Source organism: Nostoc sp. DedSLP04 (assembly GCF_034530775.1).
In the GTDB taxonomy this organism is placed as follows: Bacteria; Cyanobacteriota; Cyanobacteriia; order Cyanobacteriales; family Nostocaceae; genus Nostoc.
Map to the genome: position 1 here is coordinate 121,912 of NZ_JAVRCL010000010.1, position 18,984 is coordinate 140,895.

The window sequence follows — 18,984 nt, forward strand, 5'->3', positions numbered from 1 at the left end:
ATGTTTTTTAACGCAGAGGAGCGCAGAGTCAAGCGCAAAGGTACGCAGAGGTTTGCCCAATTTTATTAGCAATGTATTAATAACCTCTGGCCCTATGCGGTTCGTTTAAAAAAAGTAATTTTCATAAATCAAATAGAACTTATATAAACTAAAAACTTACCAAATTTCTTAAAAAGCAGATGTTGACAATCCGCCATCTACTGGAATAGTAACACCCGTAATATAACTGGCACATTCTGACGCTAGAAAAGCTACCAAATTAGCAACCTCACTAGAAAAACCACGACGACCCAGAGGAATCATTTTATTAGTTCCTTCAATGATTGAATCAACAGTCTGACCCTCCTCTTCGGCAAATACTTCTAAATATTCTCTATGCCTTGGAGTATCAATCAAACCAGGATTGACACAGGTAACTAAAACATTCCACTTAGCAACTTGCGAAGCAACAGTTTTAGTAAAATTGATTAATCCAGCATTCGCCACTCCCGATTTAACAAGACGACTAGAAGGTTCTTTTCCTGATGTTCCAACAATATTGATAATGCGTCCCCATTGCTGACTTTTCATCGTCGGTAGCACTAAATTCGTCATGCGAATATAGCCCATTAACTTGCCTTCAAAGACAGACAACCAATCTTCATCAGATAGATTTTCTACTGCTTCATTAGAAAAACTAGCCCCTTCTGAATTATTAACCAAGATATCAATTTTGCCAAATTGGTTGAGAGCTTCTTGGACTAAGTTTTGAGAATCACTTGGATTTTGCACATCAGCAGAAATCGGGACAATTTTTGCTTGAGAACCAATCAAACCTTGATAAGCTTGCTCTAAGCGTTCAGAATTTCTCCCACAAATTATTAACTGACAACCTTCTGCTGCCAGCTTTTGGGCAACGCTATAACCTATGCCAGCACTTGCTCCGGTCACTAAAGCTACTTTCTGTGTTAATCCTAAATCCATGATGAATATTCCTTTAGGAAGTAGTTAGCGCTGTATTAAAAAAACTATCTTTGAGCGAAAAATGAGAGCGAGGTTTAATCACAATTTCAATCAAAGATACTGTTGCATCAGAAGAATTATATCCTCCATAAACAACATCAGCAGGAATATAATAAACACTACCATATTCTACCTGTTGCTGTTGTTCTGCAACTGCGATCGTCAATTTATCATTCAGGACTATTCCCATTATTTCATTAGCCGATTGGCGAATTGGAATTATTCCTTTGGGAGGAATTTGAGTGATAATAATCTCAAACCAAGAACCAACAACAGACTTACACTCAAAACCTGTAACTTCATCTTGAGTTGATGTAACTTTCAGAATAGCCTCCTCAGCTTCCTCAAAATTTGTGATGCGTTTCACATCAAACGCTAACGCTGTTTCTGAGAAAGGGTTGATAGAACCATGAAGAACATTAGAACCAGCTACATAAACTTGCTCAAATGGCTCCAGAATTTCTTTAGTACCGTTGAGGTTAAATTCCAAACGTCCCGCAATTTGCATTCCAATTTGGCTTTCGGGATGTCGATGCAATTCAAAAATAGCTCCTGGGGGAATAGAAGCTAATTGCACAACTGTGTCTTGACATTGAAATGCGATTAACTCAACATCAGAATTAATTTTGATGGTTTTTGGCTGAGGAAAATATTTAGACATAATTTTCTGCTAATTTTTTCTGAAAAATTGACCAACTCATACGAATGTTTCCATAGATTGAAATAAATTCTAAATCGTAGGCTTTCACCGCATTCTCATTAGTAATAGCGAAATCGGCTAAACCCTGCATTACCTGCATCGCTGAATCGCTGGTAGAAGGAGACAAATCCACTTGTATTTGTGTTCGATCTTGAGAGTCTGGCAATAGTTTTGTTAACAGAGGTAAAGGAGCAGGATGAGTAACAATTCTAGAACCGTTGAAAACTGCCTCTTTATTTTTTTTCTTAGCCAATCCATAAACTGGAGTAGGAAATATAAAAATGAAGCCTAGCTCAAAACTTGGCTCCATATAAAACTCATTAATTCGGTCGTAAGCATGAGGGACTAAAGCCATATTTACTTTGTCTTGTAGCAAAGCTTCTTTGACATCTGTAAAAGTATCAAATAACTGAGTTGATACAGTAAATTCTTCTGAGATAAGATGGTTATTTATGTGCTTGGCAGCGTAGTCACTACTAGTAGCATTAGGCCCCAAAGTACCTATGACTAAATTTTTTGAAGGAGGGATACGAGGTTGAAATTCAATCTGAAATTCCAGCATAGTTTTTCCTGAGTAATCATCATGATATTTTTTGGTAGTGAATCATTAGTAGCTTTGTTATAAATTACCTCCAGAAATTTAGTTTATTTGCAGAAAACTTTGTTAAAACAGAAACCGGGTTTATAGTATGAACTACTTTATTTAATTAATTTCTGCTAGCAGTTCGTCCAAAGCTTCTTGGCTAAACTCAACTTCCGGGAAATCTGAAGGAGTATAGCCACCGGCCTCTGGGGATAAACAGTGGGCAATAATAGTTTCTAAGGCTTCTGTATACTCATTAGCTAGATTTTCTACAGTGACCCGGCTATGGAAATGTTCGCTATATTGCCATTCCAGTTTCAGCCTTCCTTCAACGACTAATCCATTTACAGTTAACAAATGGCGGCGCTGTCCTTTGGGGCTGTGAATGGAACCGCTAGACTCTTGGGCGTATTTCCACCCAAGGGTTGCTAGCTGCGTTTGGTCGAATTGACCCAAGTAGTTAAAGCTCACCTCAGCTTGAGGTAGGACTTGTATAGGTAGTTTTTCTCCCCTGCTCGACGGCAGTTGCTCCTGGGGGAAACCCCCAAGACCGCACTGCCTCCCCTGCTCCCCTGCCCCCCTGCTCCCCGCTCCCTGCTCAAGAGCTTTTTCACTGCGATCGCTCTCATCCAGGCTAAGATAGCGCCAGATGCCATAATCAATACCTCGGTTGGGAATACGTCGCAGTTGCTCTTTTACCGACTTGAGAACCTCTCCGGGATCGAAACGATCCTCCAGTTTTAACAGCACGGGGAATATAGTAGTAAACCAGCCTACAGTACGAGACAAGTCCACATCCTCAAACAAGTCCTCTCGTCCGTGACCTTCTAAGTCAATCAGAAGGCAGTGAGAACCTGTCCAACGAGCGAAAGTCTGCACCAACGCTGTCAGCAGCACATCGTTAATTTGAGTATTGTAGGCTCCGGGGACATCCTGTAATAGAGTGCGAGTCTGTTCTACATTCAGGTATACAGATACAATCCGACTGGAAGCTACAGTATTATCTTGGGCAACAGCAGTATAATCCAACGGTAAAGGAGCAATTGGGAACTGGATTGAGTCCAGCCAGTAATCTAACTGTGAGTAGAGTTGTTGACTGCGGGCATAATCCTGCAATCGCATTGCCCAATCCTTGAAGGAAGTTGTTTTTGCAGGTAGTTGGATACTTTTGCCAGTTTCTAATTGTTTGTATGCTCCAGATAAATTTTCTAGCAAAATTCGCCACGAGATTCCATCTACAGCCAGGTGATGGATGATAATGAGTAAACGTCCGGGGGAATTGCCTAAGTGAAACAGAACGACCCGCATCAGCGGCCCATCTGCTAAGTTCAGCGTCCTTTGTTCTTCCTCTGCCCTGGCTTCAATTGTCCTTAACTGTTCTGCTTGGGGCAGATAGGACAAATCTGCAATACCCAACGATACGCCATCGCTCGCATCACTGTTGTACTGCTGCCATTGCCCCTCCTGCTGCACAAACCGCAGGCGTAGAGCATCGTGATGGTACAGTAACTTTTGTAGTGCCTGCTTTAATAACTCCGGTTGCAAATTTGCGGGAACTTCTAGCAGGAAGGATTGGTTAAAGTGATGAGGTTCTGGCAGATTTTGCTCAAAGAACCAGTGCTGAATCGGTGTTAGAGGGACAACCCCTGTAACTAAACCTTGTTCTGATTGAACCGAATTAATTGTACCAGCAACAGCAGCTAATTCAGCAATTGTTTGATGTTGAAATATTTGTTTGGGAGTAAGTTTTAGTCCGGCTTGATTAGCTTTAGCAATAATTTGCATACTAATGATAGAATCTCCGCCCAATTCAAAGAAATTGTCGTGGATACCGACTTTTTTTAGAACTAAAACCTCCCGCCAAATCTTTGCCAAGACTTCTTGAGTGTGGGTGTGGGGAGAGACAAAGCCAGTTGATTCATCGAACTCGAACTCTGGTACTGGTAATGCACGACGATCTACTTTGCCGTTGGGGGTAATCGGCAGAACTTCTAGAACTGTGAAGGATGTAGGTATCATGTAACTGGGGAGCTTGGACTTGAGAAACTGACGTAACTCATTACTGTTCGGCTGTATCAGTTCTGGGATGATATATGCTGCCAAACTCTTAATACTGGGTTTATCTTCTCTTGCAAGCACAACAGCATCGCGTACCTGTGGGTGTTGAGTCAAAGCCGCCTCAATTTCGGAAAGTTCAATGCGAAAGCCACGAATTTTAACTTGGCTATCAATGCGACCCAAGAATTCTATATTGCCATCGGCTTGGTAGCGAACCAAATCGCCTGTTTTATATAAAAGTGCTGAGTGCTGAATTGTCCTCCTACTCCCTGCTCCCTGCTCCCTGCTCCCCTGCTCCCCTGCTCCCTGCTCCCCTGCTCCCCTGCCTCTCTGGAAAGGGTTACGAATGAAGCGTTCTGATGTCAGGTCGGGACGGTGGAGGTAGCCTCGTGCCAAGCTCTCACCACCGATGTACAATTCTCCAGTCACACCAATGGGTACAGGCTGTAACAGGGAATCGAGTATATAAATTTGGGTATTAGCGATCGCCCGCCCAATCGCAGGTGGTATATAGTCTTGTTGTCTTTTCGGAACAGTACCAGATGTTGTGACTACAGTATTCTCTGTTGGCCCGTAATTATTCACCACCTTAAAGGGATGGGAATCTAAAGGATACTGATGCAATTGATCCCCACCTGTGAGCAAAGTCCGCAAAGCAGCATTCGCCGGCCAATTTAATGATAAAATTTTCTCGGCCATTGGTGTCGGGAGGAAACTAATGGTTATTGCCTTTGACAACAACCAGTCTCGTAGTTGCTCGGGGTAAAGCCGGGTTTCATCATTGGGAAAGTGAATGCTAGCTCCCGCCGTCAGATAAGGCCAGATTTCCCAACTACAAGCGTCAAATGCGACTCCCGCAATTTGTGTTGCTCGGTCAAGCGGCGACACTGCAAAAGCTTGTTGATGCCAAAAGACGAGATTTAACAATCCTCGATGTTCAATTTGCACTCCTTTGGGTTTACCAGTGGAACCGGAAGTGTAAATCACATAAGCCAGATTGTCAGTTGTTACTGTATGGAGTAAATTCTCTACACTGGTGCTGAAGATTGCTGTGTCGCTATCCAGACAAATCACCTGCGCTTGATGTGACGGTAGCATTGCGACCAAGCTTTTCTGGGTCAACAGCACTTTAACTTGGGCATCTTCTAGCATAAACGCCAACCGCTCTTGAGGATACGCTGGGTCAAGCGGTACATAAGCCCCACCAGCCTTGAGAATGCCCAGCAATCCTACCAGCATTAGGGGAGAACGCTCAACACAAATTCCTACCAATACTTCTGCACCAACACCTAAAGATTGCAGATAGTGCGCTAATTGATTGGCGCGGAGGTTCAATTGCTGGTATGTCAGAGACTCATCCTCATAGACCACAGCCACAGCATTTGGTGTTTTTTCCACCTGTTCTTCAAACAACTGATGGATGCATTTGCTGTCAGGATAAGGCGTATAAGTATCATTCCACACCACTAGTAACTGATGTCGCTCCTGCTGAATCAGCAGTGGTAATTCACCAATGGTTTGATTCGGATTAGCAATAATCCCTGCTAACAAAGTCTGGAAATGACTTGTCATCCTCGCAATGGTATCTGGCTCAAAGAGGTCGCTGTTATATTCCCACGAACCGATCAGCCCCTCTTTTGTGTCCCAAACTGCCAAGGTCAAATCAAACTGAGATGTTCCACGTTCTATAAATTGAGGAGTCAGGGTAACATCAGGCAATTCTAATGTATCCAACAAGAAATTCTCTAAGACAAACACCACTTGGAATAGGGGATTGTAGCTGAGAGAACGTTCTGGTTGCAAGGCTTCTACTACTTGTTCAAAGGGGACATCTTGATGAGTGTAAGCAGACGTTGCAACTTGTCGCACTTGAGAGAGAAACTCACCGAAACTCGGATTTCCCTCGATTTTGTGACGCAGTACCAATGTATTGACAAAAAAGCCCATCAATGTTTCTATCTCTGTGCGGTTGCGGTTGGCAATAGGGCTACCAATGCAGATATCATCTTGACCACTGTAACGAAACATTAAAACTACGAAAGCCGCCAGTAGGGTATGAAAGAGGGTAGCTCCTGACTGTTGGCTGAAGGTTTTGATTTGCTGGCTCAAATTTTGGTCAATTTGAAATTCCTGGGTAGCACCACAGAAAGTCTGAACGGCGGGACGTGGTTTGTCTGTGGGTAGTTCTAATAAGGGTGTAGCACCAGCTAATTGTTGCTTCCAGTAGTTAAGTTGCTGTTTTTGAATTTCTTCGGTTAACCATTGTCGCTGCCAAACTGCAAAATCAGCATACTGGATGGGCAACTCAGGGAGGAGTAAAGGAGAATCAAGAGTAAAAGCTCGGTAGAGGCTGGACAACTCTTTGATGAATATCCCCATTGACCAGCCATCCGTGATTATATGGTGCATAATCAACACCAGCACATTCGACTCTGACCCCAGTCGCAGTAAAGTGACTCGCAACAAAGGGCCATTATCCAAATCAAAAGGTTGCCGAGCTTCTTTTGTGACAATCTGTTGTACTTCTGATTCTTCTAAACCTTGCAAGTCCAGCACTGGCATAGCAATCAGCAAGCTAGGAGAAATTACCTGCACGGGTTTTCCATCTACTGCTGGAAATGTTGTCCGTAAAATATCGTGGCGGCGAATGATTTCGTTGATACTCTGCTGAAGAACTTCTACGTTGAGTACACCTTGAACGCGCAGCTGGAAACCCTCGTTATAAAATGGGCTTTGGCTCTCTAATTGATAGAGAAACCACATCCTCTGCTGGGCAAAGGATAAGGGCAACTCTGTAGAACGCTCTATAGGCAGTATTGGTGCAAAGGAGGAGTCTGTGGCATTCTTGGCTTCTTGTATAAAAGCCAGGATTTCTGATTTGCGTTCTAGCAATTGGTTTTTCAGGTCTGGGTTCATCACTCCCTTGGGAGCGCGATAGTTTAAGCGATCGCCTTCCAACCAAATTTTGATGCCTAAACTATTTAAATAAGAGACAAATTCTATTGTTGTCATTTATAATACGCCTCCCTCATATTCTTCCTCTGCGTCATCAATAGCTACATTCCACTTGCTGACGACAGTTTGTAGCGCCTCAAGACTTTCTCCCAAACCAGCTACAGTTGGGGATGCAAAAAAACGATTGGGCGACAACTCAACAGAAAAAGTCTCACGCAACCGAGAAATGACTTGGAAGGCTAGCAAGGAATTTCCTCCTAATTGAAAGAAGTTATCATGAATGCCAATTTGAGGTATGCCTAATACTTCTTGCCAGTTTTGAGCTATTTGCCGTTCTGTCTCGTTTCGGGGAGCGATCGCTCTTTGAGTCATACCCCTAGCCAATAAATCTCGATTGATTTCACCATTAGCGGTGAGAGGCATTTGGGATAGTTGCACGAAGTCACAGTTAACGGTTGTTGTGAAGCGATCGCGCACCGTCAAATCTGATAACTCTGGTACGGTAGAACCGTTACTCGTAGTGAAATAGGCAGTTAATTTCTGTAGCCCTGGAAACTCAGAGGTGAAACGCCGAATTTTGGGATTGCTGCCATCTAAACCGACTATTAGCTGTGCTTGGTTGTGATATAAACCAGCCAAAAAGGAATATAATCCTTGTTGCAAACTCATCTCATAATAGCCTTGAGCGCGGGTGATTTCTTGCCTCTGATAACCCTTGTTAATCCCTGTATCACGCCAATTTGTCCAAGCAAAGCAATAGCTGTGCAACCTGCTAACAGAACGTTGATATTGATTAAAGCTTTCCAAAAAGTTGTTAGCAGCAGCATAAGCAGAAATTGTCGCTCCACCAAAGAAACTTGCTAAAGACGAAAAGCTAATGAAAATCCCCTGTCCTTGCTTCTTAAGTACCTGATGTAGTACCCAAGTGCCTAACACTTTGGGTTGCAGAATTGCAGCTAAACTCTGTGGTGTTTCATTCACTAGCATTTGTTCGTGATAAGTTCCCGCCAGATGAATCACGCCATCCAGTTGACATCCCCAGTTAGCCTTGGCTTTTTCCACCACTTGTTGCACTGCTTGAAAGTCGCAGATATCGACTGCTTCATAAACCACGGAACCAAGCTGCTTTAATTCCTGATAAACTTTGACTTTTTCTAATGAGACATTTGGTAAACGAGTCCGACCTACTAATAATAATTTGGCATTAAAAAACTTAATTAGATATTTAGCAATTTCAACTGCAACGCCTCCAAGCCCACCACTTATGAGATACATTCCCCCCATTTTCAAAGTAAGTTCTTGCTTTGGTTTGTCTTGCAGATTAACTTTTTCTAAACCTGCAATTAAACGTTGTCCATTGCGATAAGCTATTTCTTGGTCTTTTGAGAAAATCTGGAGTTCTTGTAGAAGATAGTTACCATCTACTTGTACTGAATTTGGTGTCAAATCTATGTGACGACAATTTAACCAAGGTATTTCTTGGGGAATAGTTTTAATTACACCGAGAACTGGAGATTTTTCATAAGCAATCTTGTCTGTTACTTGCGTAGATTGGGTGTAGCTAGAAACAAACAATAACTGTAAATCTAGGAAACTTTGAGTTTTTGCTAGGGCTTGGACAAGAAATAACAAACTGTAAATTCCCTGTTCTTGCGCTTTTTCCAGAGCTGCTAGGCTTTTGATTTCTCCGCCATACTCTTGATAATTCCACAGATGGAGAATCTGACCAATGGTCTGTTTCTCTGCCTTGATTGTGTCAAGCAAAAGCTGATAATGGTCTGCATTTCCAGGATTTAAAAAGAAGTGATTGGAATCTTTTTTAGCAAAATCAGAGCCGGGTGAAACACACAGATATGGCAGGTTTTGCTGTTCTAGCTGCTGACAAACAAATGTCCCCAATCCTAACTCGTCGAGGAAGACTATAGTTAGACAACCTTGGGGTAAAGCTTTTATAAGTTTGGCTTGCTTCCGCCGCCAGACTTTTTGATAGAACCAATCAGGAATAGTATTAGTATTATTTAGTAATATATCAACTTGTTTGATAATGTGGTTAAACTCACCTGCACCGAAGCGATCGCGAAGTTGCGATCGCTGAATTTTACCAATGACGGTTTTAGGAATATCTTCTTTAGGTAATAAAATTAAATAATCAGGATTTAACCCTACTTTACTGACGACTGTCTGCCGAATTTTATTTAGCAGTTCTAATAGTTTTTGGTCTTCCGTAACAGGCGAACTGAAGAAGATAGCCAGTTTCTCTGTTGCATCATCAGCATCGCAGACTGCACAAGCGGCTGTGTAGGAAACTTCAATTTCTGCAATTTCTTCAACTACTGCTTCAATTTCATGACTGTAGTAGTTAGCTCCATTGATAATGATAGTTTCTTTGGCGCGACCAGTAACAACTAATTGTCCGTTGGCAATGAATCCTAAATCTCCAGTATCAAACCAGCCATCTTTTAAAAATGATTGACTGTTTGCATCGTAGTTGTTGTAATATCCCGGAGAAACTGCATCACCTTTAACTTGCAAACGACCGATAGTGTCTTCTGTTAATACAGAGTTTTGCTCGTCTACTATGCGAATTTTAACCCCAGGAATAACTGAACCTAAATCAGTAAAAGTATGATGATTTGGATGGTCTATTTCTACTCGTTTAATAGTACCTTCTAAGATAGATTTATCTATCCTATGGAATAACAAAGGTGATTCTTTTTTGGGCTGATAATATGTAATTCCCGAACCCATCTCTGCCATCCCAAAAGCTGGTCTAATTGCTGTTGCTTCGAGTCCATAAACAACTAAATTTTCTCGAAAATCTTCCACAGCTTTACTAGATACTGCTTCGCCAGCTGTTAGGAGAAATTTTACGCAAGATAAGTTCCAGTTCTGTTCTGGTTCTTGTTTGAGAGAGTCATTAACTATGGCATAAGCAAAGTTGGGGGCCCAGCTATGAGTAATCCGATATTTATGGATCAAATCCAACCAGTTGAGGAGGCGACCTAAGATATATTCTTTTTGGGCATAAACGAGGGTGCAACCGATTTCTATACCACGAATATGCCAGTCGGAAATGCTGCCAATATGATCGAACGGCAGCCAATTTAAAACTATATCTTCTCGCTGGTGTTGATTGAGTTGGTTAGCTCCTCTGGCACGAGCAATGAGATTTTGATGAGTCAATTGAACGCATTTTGGGATTCCTGTACTGCCAGAAGTTAGATTGAAAAGAGCCACTTCATCTGGTTGACTCTGGTGATATTGTTTGCTGGCAGGATTGTCTTTTAATGCTTCAATCGTGTCTATTTTTAGGCGTTCTGCTGGTAGCCATTGCGATAGTAATTCTACCTCTTGTTTGAGAGCTTCTGTAGTTAAGATGACTGGACTATCTAAGAACTGCCAAATATGACAAAGCTTATCCACCACCTTGTTTGATTCTCTATAAGTTGGTGGTACTTCCACGATCGCAGGTACAAAGCCTCCCAATATGCAGCCCCAAAAAGCTGGAATAATGTCACAGCTAAGTTCCATCTGCAATATGACTTTGTTTTTTGGCTTGAGTCCCAACTTTCTCAAACCAGCAAGAATTCGCTCGGCAACTTCCAGTAATTCAGCGTAGGATTGGCGTAGTTCTGTGCCATCGGGCAACAGGTAAATAATACCCTCACCTGTAACCTTTTGAGCAGCTCTTTGCAAAACTTCCGGCAAGGTAATAGGTGCATTGCGATCGTTCGAGAGAATATCACCGTGGCTGATGGCAAGTGGCTTCGGCTGTGTGAAATGTTGTTGTGTATTGGGCTGAGAGTCTTTGAGGATTGGAGAAAAGTTTGCGATCGCATTTTTGTTTTGCCAATCTGGGAGCAAATCTGACAAATGGAGTGAGGGAATTTGCTTTCTCAACTCCTGCACTACTACCACTGCCTGTTCGATTTGATAATGAGAATTAAGTTGCTTTTCTACTTGCTCTATTAAACTTTCATCAATAACAGGAATGTTACTCAAAGCTAATTCGTCTACCTCGCCTGCGGCAGTTAAAGGTAGATTGGACACTGATACAAAAGCTCTTGGTAGTAATGCTTCATCGCATATATCTTGAAGATAAAAGCGAATTTGTTTTAGCAAAATATTTGAGCTTGAAACAATATATAGTATGACTTCTAGCGGAGATATTTTCTTGACAATTACTGTACATTCGTTTATTGAAGTTTTCTCCAATAAAACTAATTCAAAATCAGTTTTAAGTTGCTGTATTTTCTCCAAATCTAAACTTTTTTTTTCTGAAAAATTCATTTGATTATCAACCCATACTGTATATAAGTGGTGGTTAAAAACTATAAATTGAATGAATTAGTGCAGAACAAGTTTTTAGGTTTTAATCTGTTCCTATTTAAATATACTTTCATGCGGCATTGCATAATTTTGAATAATGGCCTTTGAGTGTTTAATCCGGTATAAATCGGACTCAGAGGCCATTTTATTATTTGAGAGAAATTAAGCGCGATCGCACTTAATTTAGTAACATTTTGTTGGCAGTCTCAACAAATGTAACAGGAAAATTATTCCTCGACGATTTCAATTGTCTTTGGTGGCTGAACCTCTTCAAAATTATCAGTGATTGTTGGGTTAAGTTCATTTTTTAGTTTGAGTTTTAGATCCTCTGTAATGGGTAAATCTTTAATTTCTTTGAGGAGATATCTCACAGATTCGGTTTTGCGACGTTCTGCATAAATATTCTTGAGAACTGCTTCAATTCCAAATCCCGCGATAGCCTCCCCTACAAGCGTTGTCAAACCAAGCACACCTAGACCGCCGATGATGCCAAACGGGCCTCCCAACCCCGCCAGGGCAGCTACAACGCCGTAACCACCCGCCAAACCTGTTGCAGAAATTGCAATTACCAGAAGTATGCCAGGAAGACCCAAAGCAGCGATTTTTTTAACGACTTCATCCATTGGAATTACCTCAAATCCTTACATTCTTGGTTAAATCTTGATTAAGGGTAATAGAATTTATTCACCCTTACTTGCTAGCTTAGTACTTAATCGAGATGGTGACTAATTTTTACTTTTTCAAAACTGAGTGCTGAGTGAGGAGTGCTGAGTGCTGTTAGCAAAAAGCTAAGGTTTAGCCCGTGCTGAGTTAGGAGTTAAGAGTTTTGTTTATCTCCTTGTCTCCTCATCTCCCTGCTCCCCTGCTCCCCTGTCTCTTTTTTAGGCTAACAAAATACTACATAACTCATCGATTTGTTTACTTTTTTCTGTAATCAGTCGATGAGCTATAGTTTGTAACTGACGAATATTTTCTGATTTGACATTATCTATGTCTTCTAAATCACCTGTTAAAAATGTTTGAAATCTATAATAAGAGCCTCTGATTTCCTTGTCAGGAGACTCAAATAAGTGTTCTAATTCTCCAGCTACAACTTCACTACCACCGTCCATAACAATGTTTAAAAGAGGTTTTACCCATTGCAATTGTCCCCAATTTTTCACATCGTTATACTTGTAAACACTCGTCAGGGAACCTGTACCCAAGGAAACTAATAAGATATCGTTGGTATGTAGCACTGCTTTTTGAGCTTGTCTACTGATTTTCGCTTCTGTAATCGCCAAGCTTGCTGGATTATTAGCAACCAATCCTCCGTCTACTAAATTATAGAAGCCACTAGGATTATGGGAAGTCGCAACTCGATAGGGAGGAAAATAAGTAGGTGTCGCACTAGTTGCCATTGCCGCATCTTTGAGCGTAAAACCGACACTCACCTTCCGAAATTTTTTAGATTCTATCTGTTGTTTTTCGATTTGGTTGGTAAAGAATATCGGAATTCGCTGTTCGATATCGTAGCTAGTGACGAAAACTTCTTTAAGATTATTTTCTAGAGGGGTATTACCAAAATATTGGTTGATAATTTCTTCTCTGCCGTCAGACGCATATTTGGGTTGAGCAAACATATCTTCAAGAGGGCCGAGCAAATGTTCAAAAAATGGCTCGTAAAATATCTCAGCCCCATATTCGACATATAATTTGACCATCTGTTCGGCACTGTACTGAGCTTGTGGCTCACTTTCAGATATAGATGGATCTAAACTTAATTGGGGTTTAGTCAATCCTAGTGCCAGAATTCCTCCGGTTGAAGTGCCTGCAATTAAGTCGAATAAACTAAAAATCGGTTTTTTTGTGCGCTTTTCAATTTCTGCTAATATTAGCGCTGGGATAATGCCTCGAATACCGCCTCCATCAATGGAAAGAATTTTATATCTAGGATTGGCTGTAGTAATCATAGTTTTTTGCGATCGCTCCTGAGTTAATTTTTGTGGTTTTTTGGGCTGTTGGATATCGGCCAGAACTTGACTTTCAGTTGCTTTAGCTATTTCGACTTTCTCCTCTTGCTTTGGCTGGGAAGTTTGAATGTTGGTATTTTCACTCTGCTTCTTTGCCCCTTTTTTTCCCTTTCCTGTAGTCGAGGCTACAGAAACGGGAGTTACAAGAATGTCGTTTTCTACATCTGGGGAAACCTCAATGGATTGCTGCGAGTCAGCTTTGCCAACAGCAGTTAGTTCAGTGGAGGAAACCTCTGCAACTGACTGGTTCTCTTCTGGGGAATTGCTTGTTGTTGGACTCTGGTTCGATGATTGGGTAATTCCGAATGGAATTTGTGCTAAACCCCAACTGGGATTACCATGCAAAGTTCCATTATGAGTATTTTCAGTCTGGTCTTTTACGGTCGTTCCTTCTCCTTCGTTTAAAATCCAATAAGCGACTAATCCTTGTTCCTTCCCGACTAGAGGCTTAATGCGGTGTGTTTGGATTTCCACTGGCGGACAGGGGTAATTCCAGACGCTAATATTAGCTAATTGACCTGTGAAATATATGTTGTTGTGTAAAGTCGCGCCCAGAGTCACAGGACTAGTTGCTTTGTTTAAAGAGTCACCTGTCAAATAGCCAAAATACTCATGCTCGTCAAGGTGTATAGTCAGTTGACCCCGATTAAAAACAATAGCAAAGAAGTGCCATTGTCCGACAGTTAATTCTCCATTGCCAAAGGTTTTGATAACCTTCTCAGCCTTTTCATCAATATATATATCTAAGTTTCCTGATTCATTGATGCCAAACTCAAAGTTATCACTATATCGGTCTGAGGAACGGGCAAAAAAAACATTGTGCGTTCCGTATGTAGTGGCTTGATTTTTTAGTTCTTGAGGATTAATCCATCCAGAAATTGTAAAGGCTGAACTCCCCTCAGCAAAAACACCACCAATATCATTTCTGCCAAAATTTATATAATCATCTTGACCATCAAATGTTATAACTGATTGGCTATATACCTGGGTTGTCACGATATTTTAATCTCCAAATAAGAGTAGAACTGAAGAAAGTCCTTAGCGACGATTAAAATTTATGGCGATCGCTTGAATTAATGGAGTGTACTCGGATTCCTATCATCGTCCATCGTCGCACTCTCTACGACTGACTATACCAGTATGGCTGCGCTCTTTGTTAGTTGCCATATCTCACTCACCATTAAGATTTTTCCAATTCAAATCTTGACAAGTATTAAACAAAATTACTAAACCTTTATAAACTTATAACTTATTCAAAACTATCATTTATTACAATTTTGAAAAATTTTAATTATTGCCCAAATATTCAAAATTTATGTTCATTGTATCAGAAACATAGTTTATCTGAATTTTTTAGTCAAGATATTTATCTAAATATTTACTTAAATTTATAAAATTATTATGCTTTAAATCTTTGCGAACAACATTACTTGTTGGCGATTAATTTCTTAACTGTCTTAACTGTCTTAACTGTCTTAACTGTCTTAACTGTCTTAACCGAATTGTTTGAAATGCTGTTGCATTTTATTGAGAAAAATGAGATGATTTTTTAAGTGAAATTTTCAGTATGTTAATTTAAAGAAAGTAAGTTTGTTTCAACGATATAGGAATCTGTTTTTATTTCTGAAATTATTTGCGTGGTGCGCGTTGGCATTAGCGTTGGCGAAGCCTCTCGTAGAGAAGCCTCTCGTAGAGAAGCCTCTCGTAGAGAAGCGCAGCGCAAGCGCGATAGAAAGGAAACTCTTAACAGGGAACAGGGAACAGGAGAGAAGAAAGTTAGAGGTCTACTGAGTTTTTTCATGCAATCAAATATGAGTCCTATAGATTAGTTTTTATCAAAAAAGAGTAAAATCATCAGTTACATTAGGGGTAATTCTGCTGCGGTTGCAGCTATTCTTACACCATTGGGAAATCCGTTTAGTATCGTAGGAGGTATCGGGCTACTTGGTCTAATAACGGTTGTAGGGGATGCTGTAGCAGGATATGGACTTGAAGCTATTGTTAAAGCTATTTATAAAGTAACAAAACTGAATTTGTTCAATTTTTCCTTAAATAAATTAAAGATTTACCGATTACAATAGACTTAGCTTGGGGTTAAGTATTACTTTTTAGGAAGTAGAGACTACAAAAACAATTGAAATTGTTGAGAAATGATTTTGATGGCTAGTTGTTACCTAATGCCAACCCACTTTTAGCAAAAGTTTAGTTAGGTAATATTAATTATTGAAGAGCGGACTTTAAGAAGGATATATAGCATTTCCTAGTCTGTTGAGGTACAAATCTCTGCGTACCTCTGCGCTTTACTTTGCGTCCCTCTGCGTTTCAAAATATTATCTGTACCTCACTTAACAGGGAATCGCTATACAAGCTAATGCGGTTAGATAATCATAGTCAGCTTTTAGATTACGCGATCGCTGCATTACCCATATCACACTACCACCATCAGCGTTAGCGGTTATGCCCGTGGAGGAATTCCCGGCACTGCAAACAATAATTGTCGCCGGAGAGTCTTGTTCTGCTGAATTAATCAAGCAGTGGTGTGTTGGCAGAAACTTCTTCAACGCTTACGGCCCGACGGAAGCTAGTGTCTGTGCCACGATTGGCAAAGCCACGCCGAAGGCGAACGCAAAATGCCATAATAGCGAGAAAATATCTATTGGTAAGGCGATCGCCAATACATCAGCAGAAGAACGTAATCGCTCATTACCAGCACAAGTAGTAGTTTGTCTGAATTATTGCTCTTTAAGTTGAGGACAAGTAGGCAAGAGTGATTGGGAATTTGCTGATGTGTCTGCATCAGTACTTTGGAGTTCTGGAACTGGCTTGGACTGAGCAATATAGCACTGGCGCATGGTTGCTTGTTTTTCTAATCGGGTAGCGATCGCTTCTAACAATTCCTCTACTGTCGAGGGCTTGGTAAGATAATAGACCATTTCCGGCTGCGATCGCTTCAAACCCTTCTGCTTCTAAACTGTCTACGAGATAGAATTATTAATTTATCATTAGCAGATGTGGCTGCAAGTGCAGGGGCAGAATTTACCTAAATACGCTGTAACTAATTCGTAATTGGGCATTGCTTATTTCTCCTTGTCCCCCATTCCCTTTGATTTGAATTTGCTCTAAACTCGACCTGAACGCACCTTTATCAGATCGTGAAGAATGATTAACAAAAACGAGTATAGACAAACATGATAAAAATGCTAGCTGAAAACTTGATAGGAATTGAGACAAGCTTACAAATTAATTGGGTTTGGCTAAATGTCAGCTTACAGTTTGCTAGTTGGGCACTCTTCTCACTTTTACTTGCTGAGATATTAAGAGACAGCTATCATGCTTTGTGTCATCAAGTCAATTGGCTTGCTAAATGGCACAACAAGCACCACATGGCTTATCGCCGCGATTTATCGATAGTTTCTCTGAAAGTTTATCAAGAATCGCAGCTTTATCACGACATTTTAGAGTCGAGTCTACTGCTGCTGGTATTGATAGTCATTGCCTTAATTGGTAAGCAAATGGGGTTATGGCTAGGAGTAGCTTACGCTTGTACCTTTTTGTATGGTGCGTCTGTGCGATATTTTCTAGGAAAAATTGATACAGATTACAACCACCTACCCGGCCCTTTAGAGACAATTCCATCCATTTGGTGGGTGAATCGGTCTTACCATTGGCGACATCATTTTGATGATGTTAACGCCTACTACAGTGGCGTCTTTCCCTTAGTTGATAAAATTCTGGGTACAGGACTATCTCTCAAAGGTAAAACCATCGCTTTAACTGGAGCATCAGGAGCGTTGGGGCAAGCGTTGGCGGCTGAACTTGTCAAGAATAATGCTAAAGTCGTGGCATTAACCACTAATCCAGAAAAATTAGTAGAGCAAGTTGGGGTAAAGGTAGTTTCCTGGCAGTTGGGCAATGAAGCCAATCTGAAGGATAGTTTAGAGAAAGTAGATATTTTAATTATCAATCATGGAGTCAATGTCTACGCCAGCCGCACATCCGAGGCTATCAATTCCTCTTATGAAGTGAATGCCTTTTCAGCATTGCGGTTGATAGATATATTTTTGACAACTGTAACAGGGCCACAAGCAAAAGCAACCAAGGAAATTTGGGTAAACACTTCTGAGGCTGAGGTTTCTCCAGCACTGAGTCCGCTTTATGAACTCAGCAAAAGAGCGCTAGGAGATATTGTTACGCTCAAGCGTTTGGATGGGGATTGTGTAATTCGCAAGTTAATTCTTGGCCCGTTTAAGAGTCAACTAAATCCTTATGGAGTGATGTCTGCACAGCAAGTCGCTCGTGCGATCTTATTTTTGGCACGGCGTGACTTCCGAAATATTATTGTGGCAATAAATCCTCTCACCTATCTGCTGTTTCCCTTAAAGGAAACGAGTACGTCACTATACTATCGAGTCTTCAGCCGGACAGCAAAAAGTGAACAGGACTTACACAAATAATAGTCAAAAAGAATGATTTTCAGGTAGTTTGTCAAGTTTAAATTGAGAAGTAAGCAAGTTTGTAGTAAGGACTTTATTCCTTATTTTCTAAGCACTAAAGTGCTTACTACAAACCCTCAAAAGTGAAAGTGATATCATGTCTGGCTAATCACTTATGATTACCGTATCTGTGCAAAAATCCCAAAAATCTCTTTCCCCCAGCAAGAGCTGCCCTTTAAATGATAAGTCTTCAACCAGAGATTAGATGAGAGCCTTAGCCGTATCGGTATCGAACACCTACTGCTTCAAAGATATAAAGGTGGAGACTATATATAAAACAATTTTCTTTACAACAGAAGAATTAAAAACGGGAAATCCTCTAAATAAACCTGACATCAGGCATGATAGTGTCGATAAAAAAAGCTTCAGCTAAACTCTGTACAATAAATTATTAGTCCTTACTGCATCTGGTTCACCATACCTCTTATGTCAGATCAAAGAGCACCAGAAATCGAACTGCTCCGTGCGGTTTACGCAGCTTTCAACGCGCGAGACATTGACGCTGCCCTTGCCCTCATGACTCCGGACGTGGTTTGGCCGAGAGCGTTTAAAGGCGGTTTTGTTCATGGGCCTGAAGAAGTTCGCGCTTACTGGACGGAGCAATGGAGCGAGATCGATCCGCACGTCGAGCCGGTTTCCTTTTACTTGGAGGAGGGCGGGCGCATTTTGGTCGATGTGCATCAGGTCGTGCGTGACAAGGCTTACGCAGTTCTTGCCGATGAACACGTGGGCCATCGATTCACCTTTGAACACGGCTTGATTCAAGCTATGGAAGTCTGTCCACTTCCATCGTCCACCACAAAGACCTAACCATGCGCAAAGAGCAAACAGGCATTTCTAGGGCGGCCTTCT

Annotated in this window: 11 protein-coding genes and 1 pseudogene; 4 read left to right on the forward strand and 8 right to left on the reverse strand. The window is 41.1% G+C overall.

Features of this window, described 5'->3' with window-relative positions; genetic code table 11:
• Window positions 1-168: 168 nt before the first annotated feature.
• The 7 genes from RMX89_RS08640 to RMX89_RS08670 form a co-directional block, all read right to left on the reverse strand.
• Window positions 169-963, reverse strand: a complete 795-nt coding sequence (locus RMX89_RS08640; protein ID WP_322688634.1) for an SDR family oxidoreductase — start codon at window positions 961-963, stop codon at window positions 169-171.
• Between the two features lie 13 nt (window positions 964-976).
• A complete protein-coding gene (locus RMX89_RS08645; RefSeq protein WP_322688635.1) occupies window positions 977-1,663 on the reverse strand; it encodes a cupin domain-containing protein in 687 nt (228 codons plus the stop codon).
• Window positions 1,656-2,264, reverse strand: a complete 609-nt coding sequence (locus tag RMX89_RS08650) for a LysR family transcriptional regulator (protein ID WP_322688636.1) — start codon at window positions 2,262-2,264, stop codon at window positions 1,656-1,658. The genes RMX89_RS08645 and RMX89_RS08650 overlap by 8 nt, the downstream gene beginning before the upstream one ends.
• A 141-nt stretch (window positions 2,265-2,405) precedes the next feature.
• Window positions 2,406-7,355: a non-ribosomal peptide synthetase gene (locus RMX89_RS08655; protein ID WP_322688637.1), complete on the reverse strand. Its 4,950-nt coding sequence runs from the start codon at window positions 7,353-7,355 to the stop codon at window positions 2,406-2,408.
• On the reverse strand, window positions 7,356-11,588 hold the full coding sequence (locus RMX89_RS08660) for an SDR family NAD(P)-dependent oxidoreductase (RefSeq protein WP_322688638.1): 4,233 nt from the start codon (window positions 11,586-11,588) through the stop codon (window positions 7,356-7,358). It abuts the gene before it with no gap.
• Between the two features lie 266 nt (window positions 11,589-11,854).
• Window positions 11,855-12,250, reverse strand: a complete 396-nt coding sequence (locus tag RMX89_RS08665) for a hypothetical protein (protein ID WP_322673924.1) — start codon at window positions 12,248-12,250, stop codon at window positions 11,855-11,857.
• Window positions 12,251-12,508: 258 nt separating this feature from the next.
• Window positions 12,509-14,635 carry a patatin-like phospholipase family protein gene (locus RMX89_RS08670; protein ID WP_322688639.1) on the reverse strand — a complete coding sequence of 709 codons (2,127 nt, stop codon included), beginning with the start codon at window positions 14,633-14,635 and terminating at the stop codon, window positions 12,509-12,511.
• A 641-nt stretch (window positions 14,636-15,276) separates the two neighbouring features.
• On the opposite strand from RMX89_RS08670, the gene RMX89_RS08675 reads away from it, so the two are divergent.
• Both RMX89_RS08675 and RMX89_RS08680 read left to right on the forward strand, forming a co-directional pair.
• Window positions 15,277-15,468, forward strand: coding sequence for a hypothetical protein (locus RMX89_RS08675; protein WP_322688640.1), 192 nt, complete (start codon window positions 15,277-15,279; stop codon window positions 15,466-15,468).
• Window positions 15,469-16,039: 571 nt separating this feature from the next.
• Window positions 16,040-16,318: pseudogene (locus RMX89_RS08680) on the forward strand (AMP-binding protein); the annotation flags it as partial.
• 53 nt (window positions 16,319-16,371) lie between these two features.
• Here RMX89_RS08680 and RMX89_RS08685 read toward each other — a convergent pair.
• Window positions 16,372-16,593, reverse strand: a complete 222-nt coding sequence (locus RMX89_RS08685; protein ID WP_322688641.1) for a hypothetical protein — start codon at window positions 16,591-16,593, stop codon at window positions 16,372-16,374.
• 234 nt (window positions 16,594-16,827) lie between these two features.
• On the opposite strand from RMX89_RS08685, the gene RMX89_RS08690 reads away from it, so the two are divergent.
• On the forward strand, window positions 16,828-18,093 hold the full coding sequence (locus tag RMX89_RS08690; RefSeq protein WP_322688642.1) for a bifunctional sterol desaturase/short chain dehydrogenase: 1,266 nt from the start codon (window positions 16,828-16,830) through the stop codon (window positions 18,091-18,093).
• Window positions 18,094-18,558: 465 nt separating this feature from the next.
• Window positions 18,559-18,942, forward strand: a complete 384-nt coding sequence (locus RMX89_RS08695; protein ID WP_322673920.1) for a nuclear transport factor 2 family protein — start codon at window positions 18,559-18,561, stop codon at window positions 18,940-18,942.
• The last annotated feature ends 42 nt before the right edge of the window (window positions 18,943-18,984 follow it).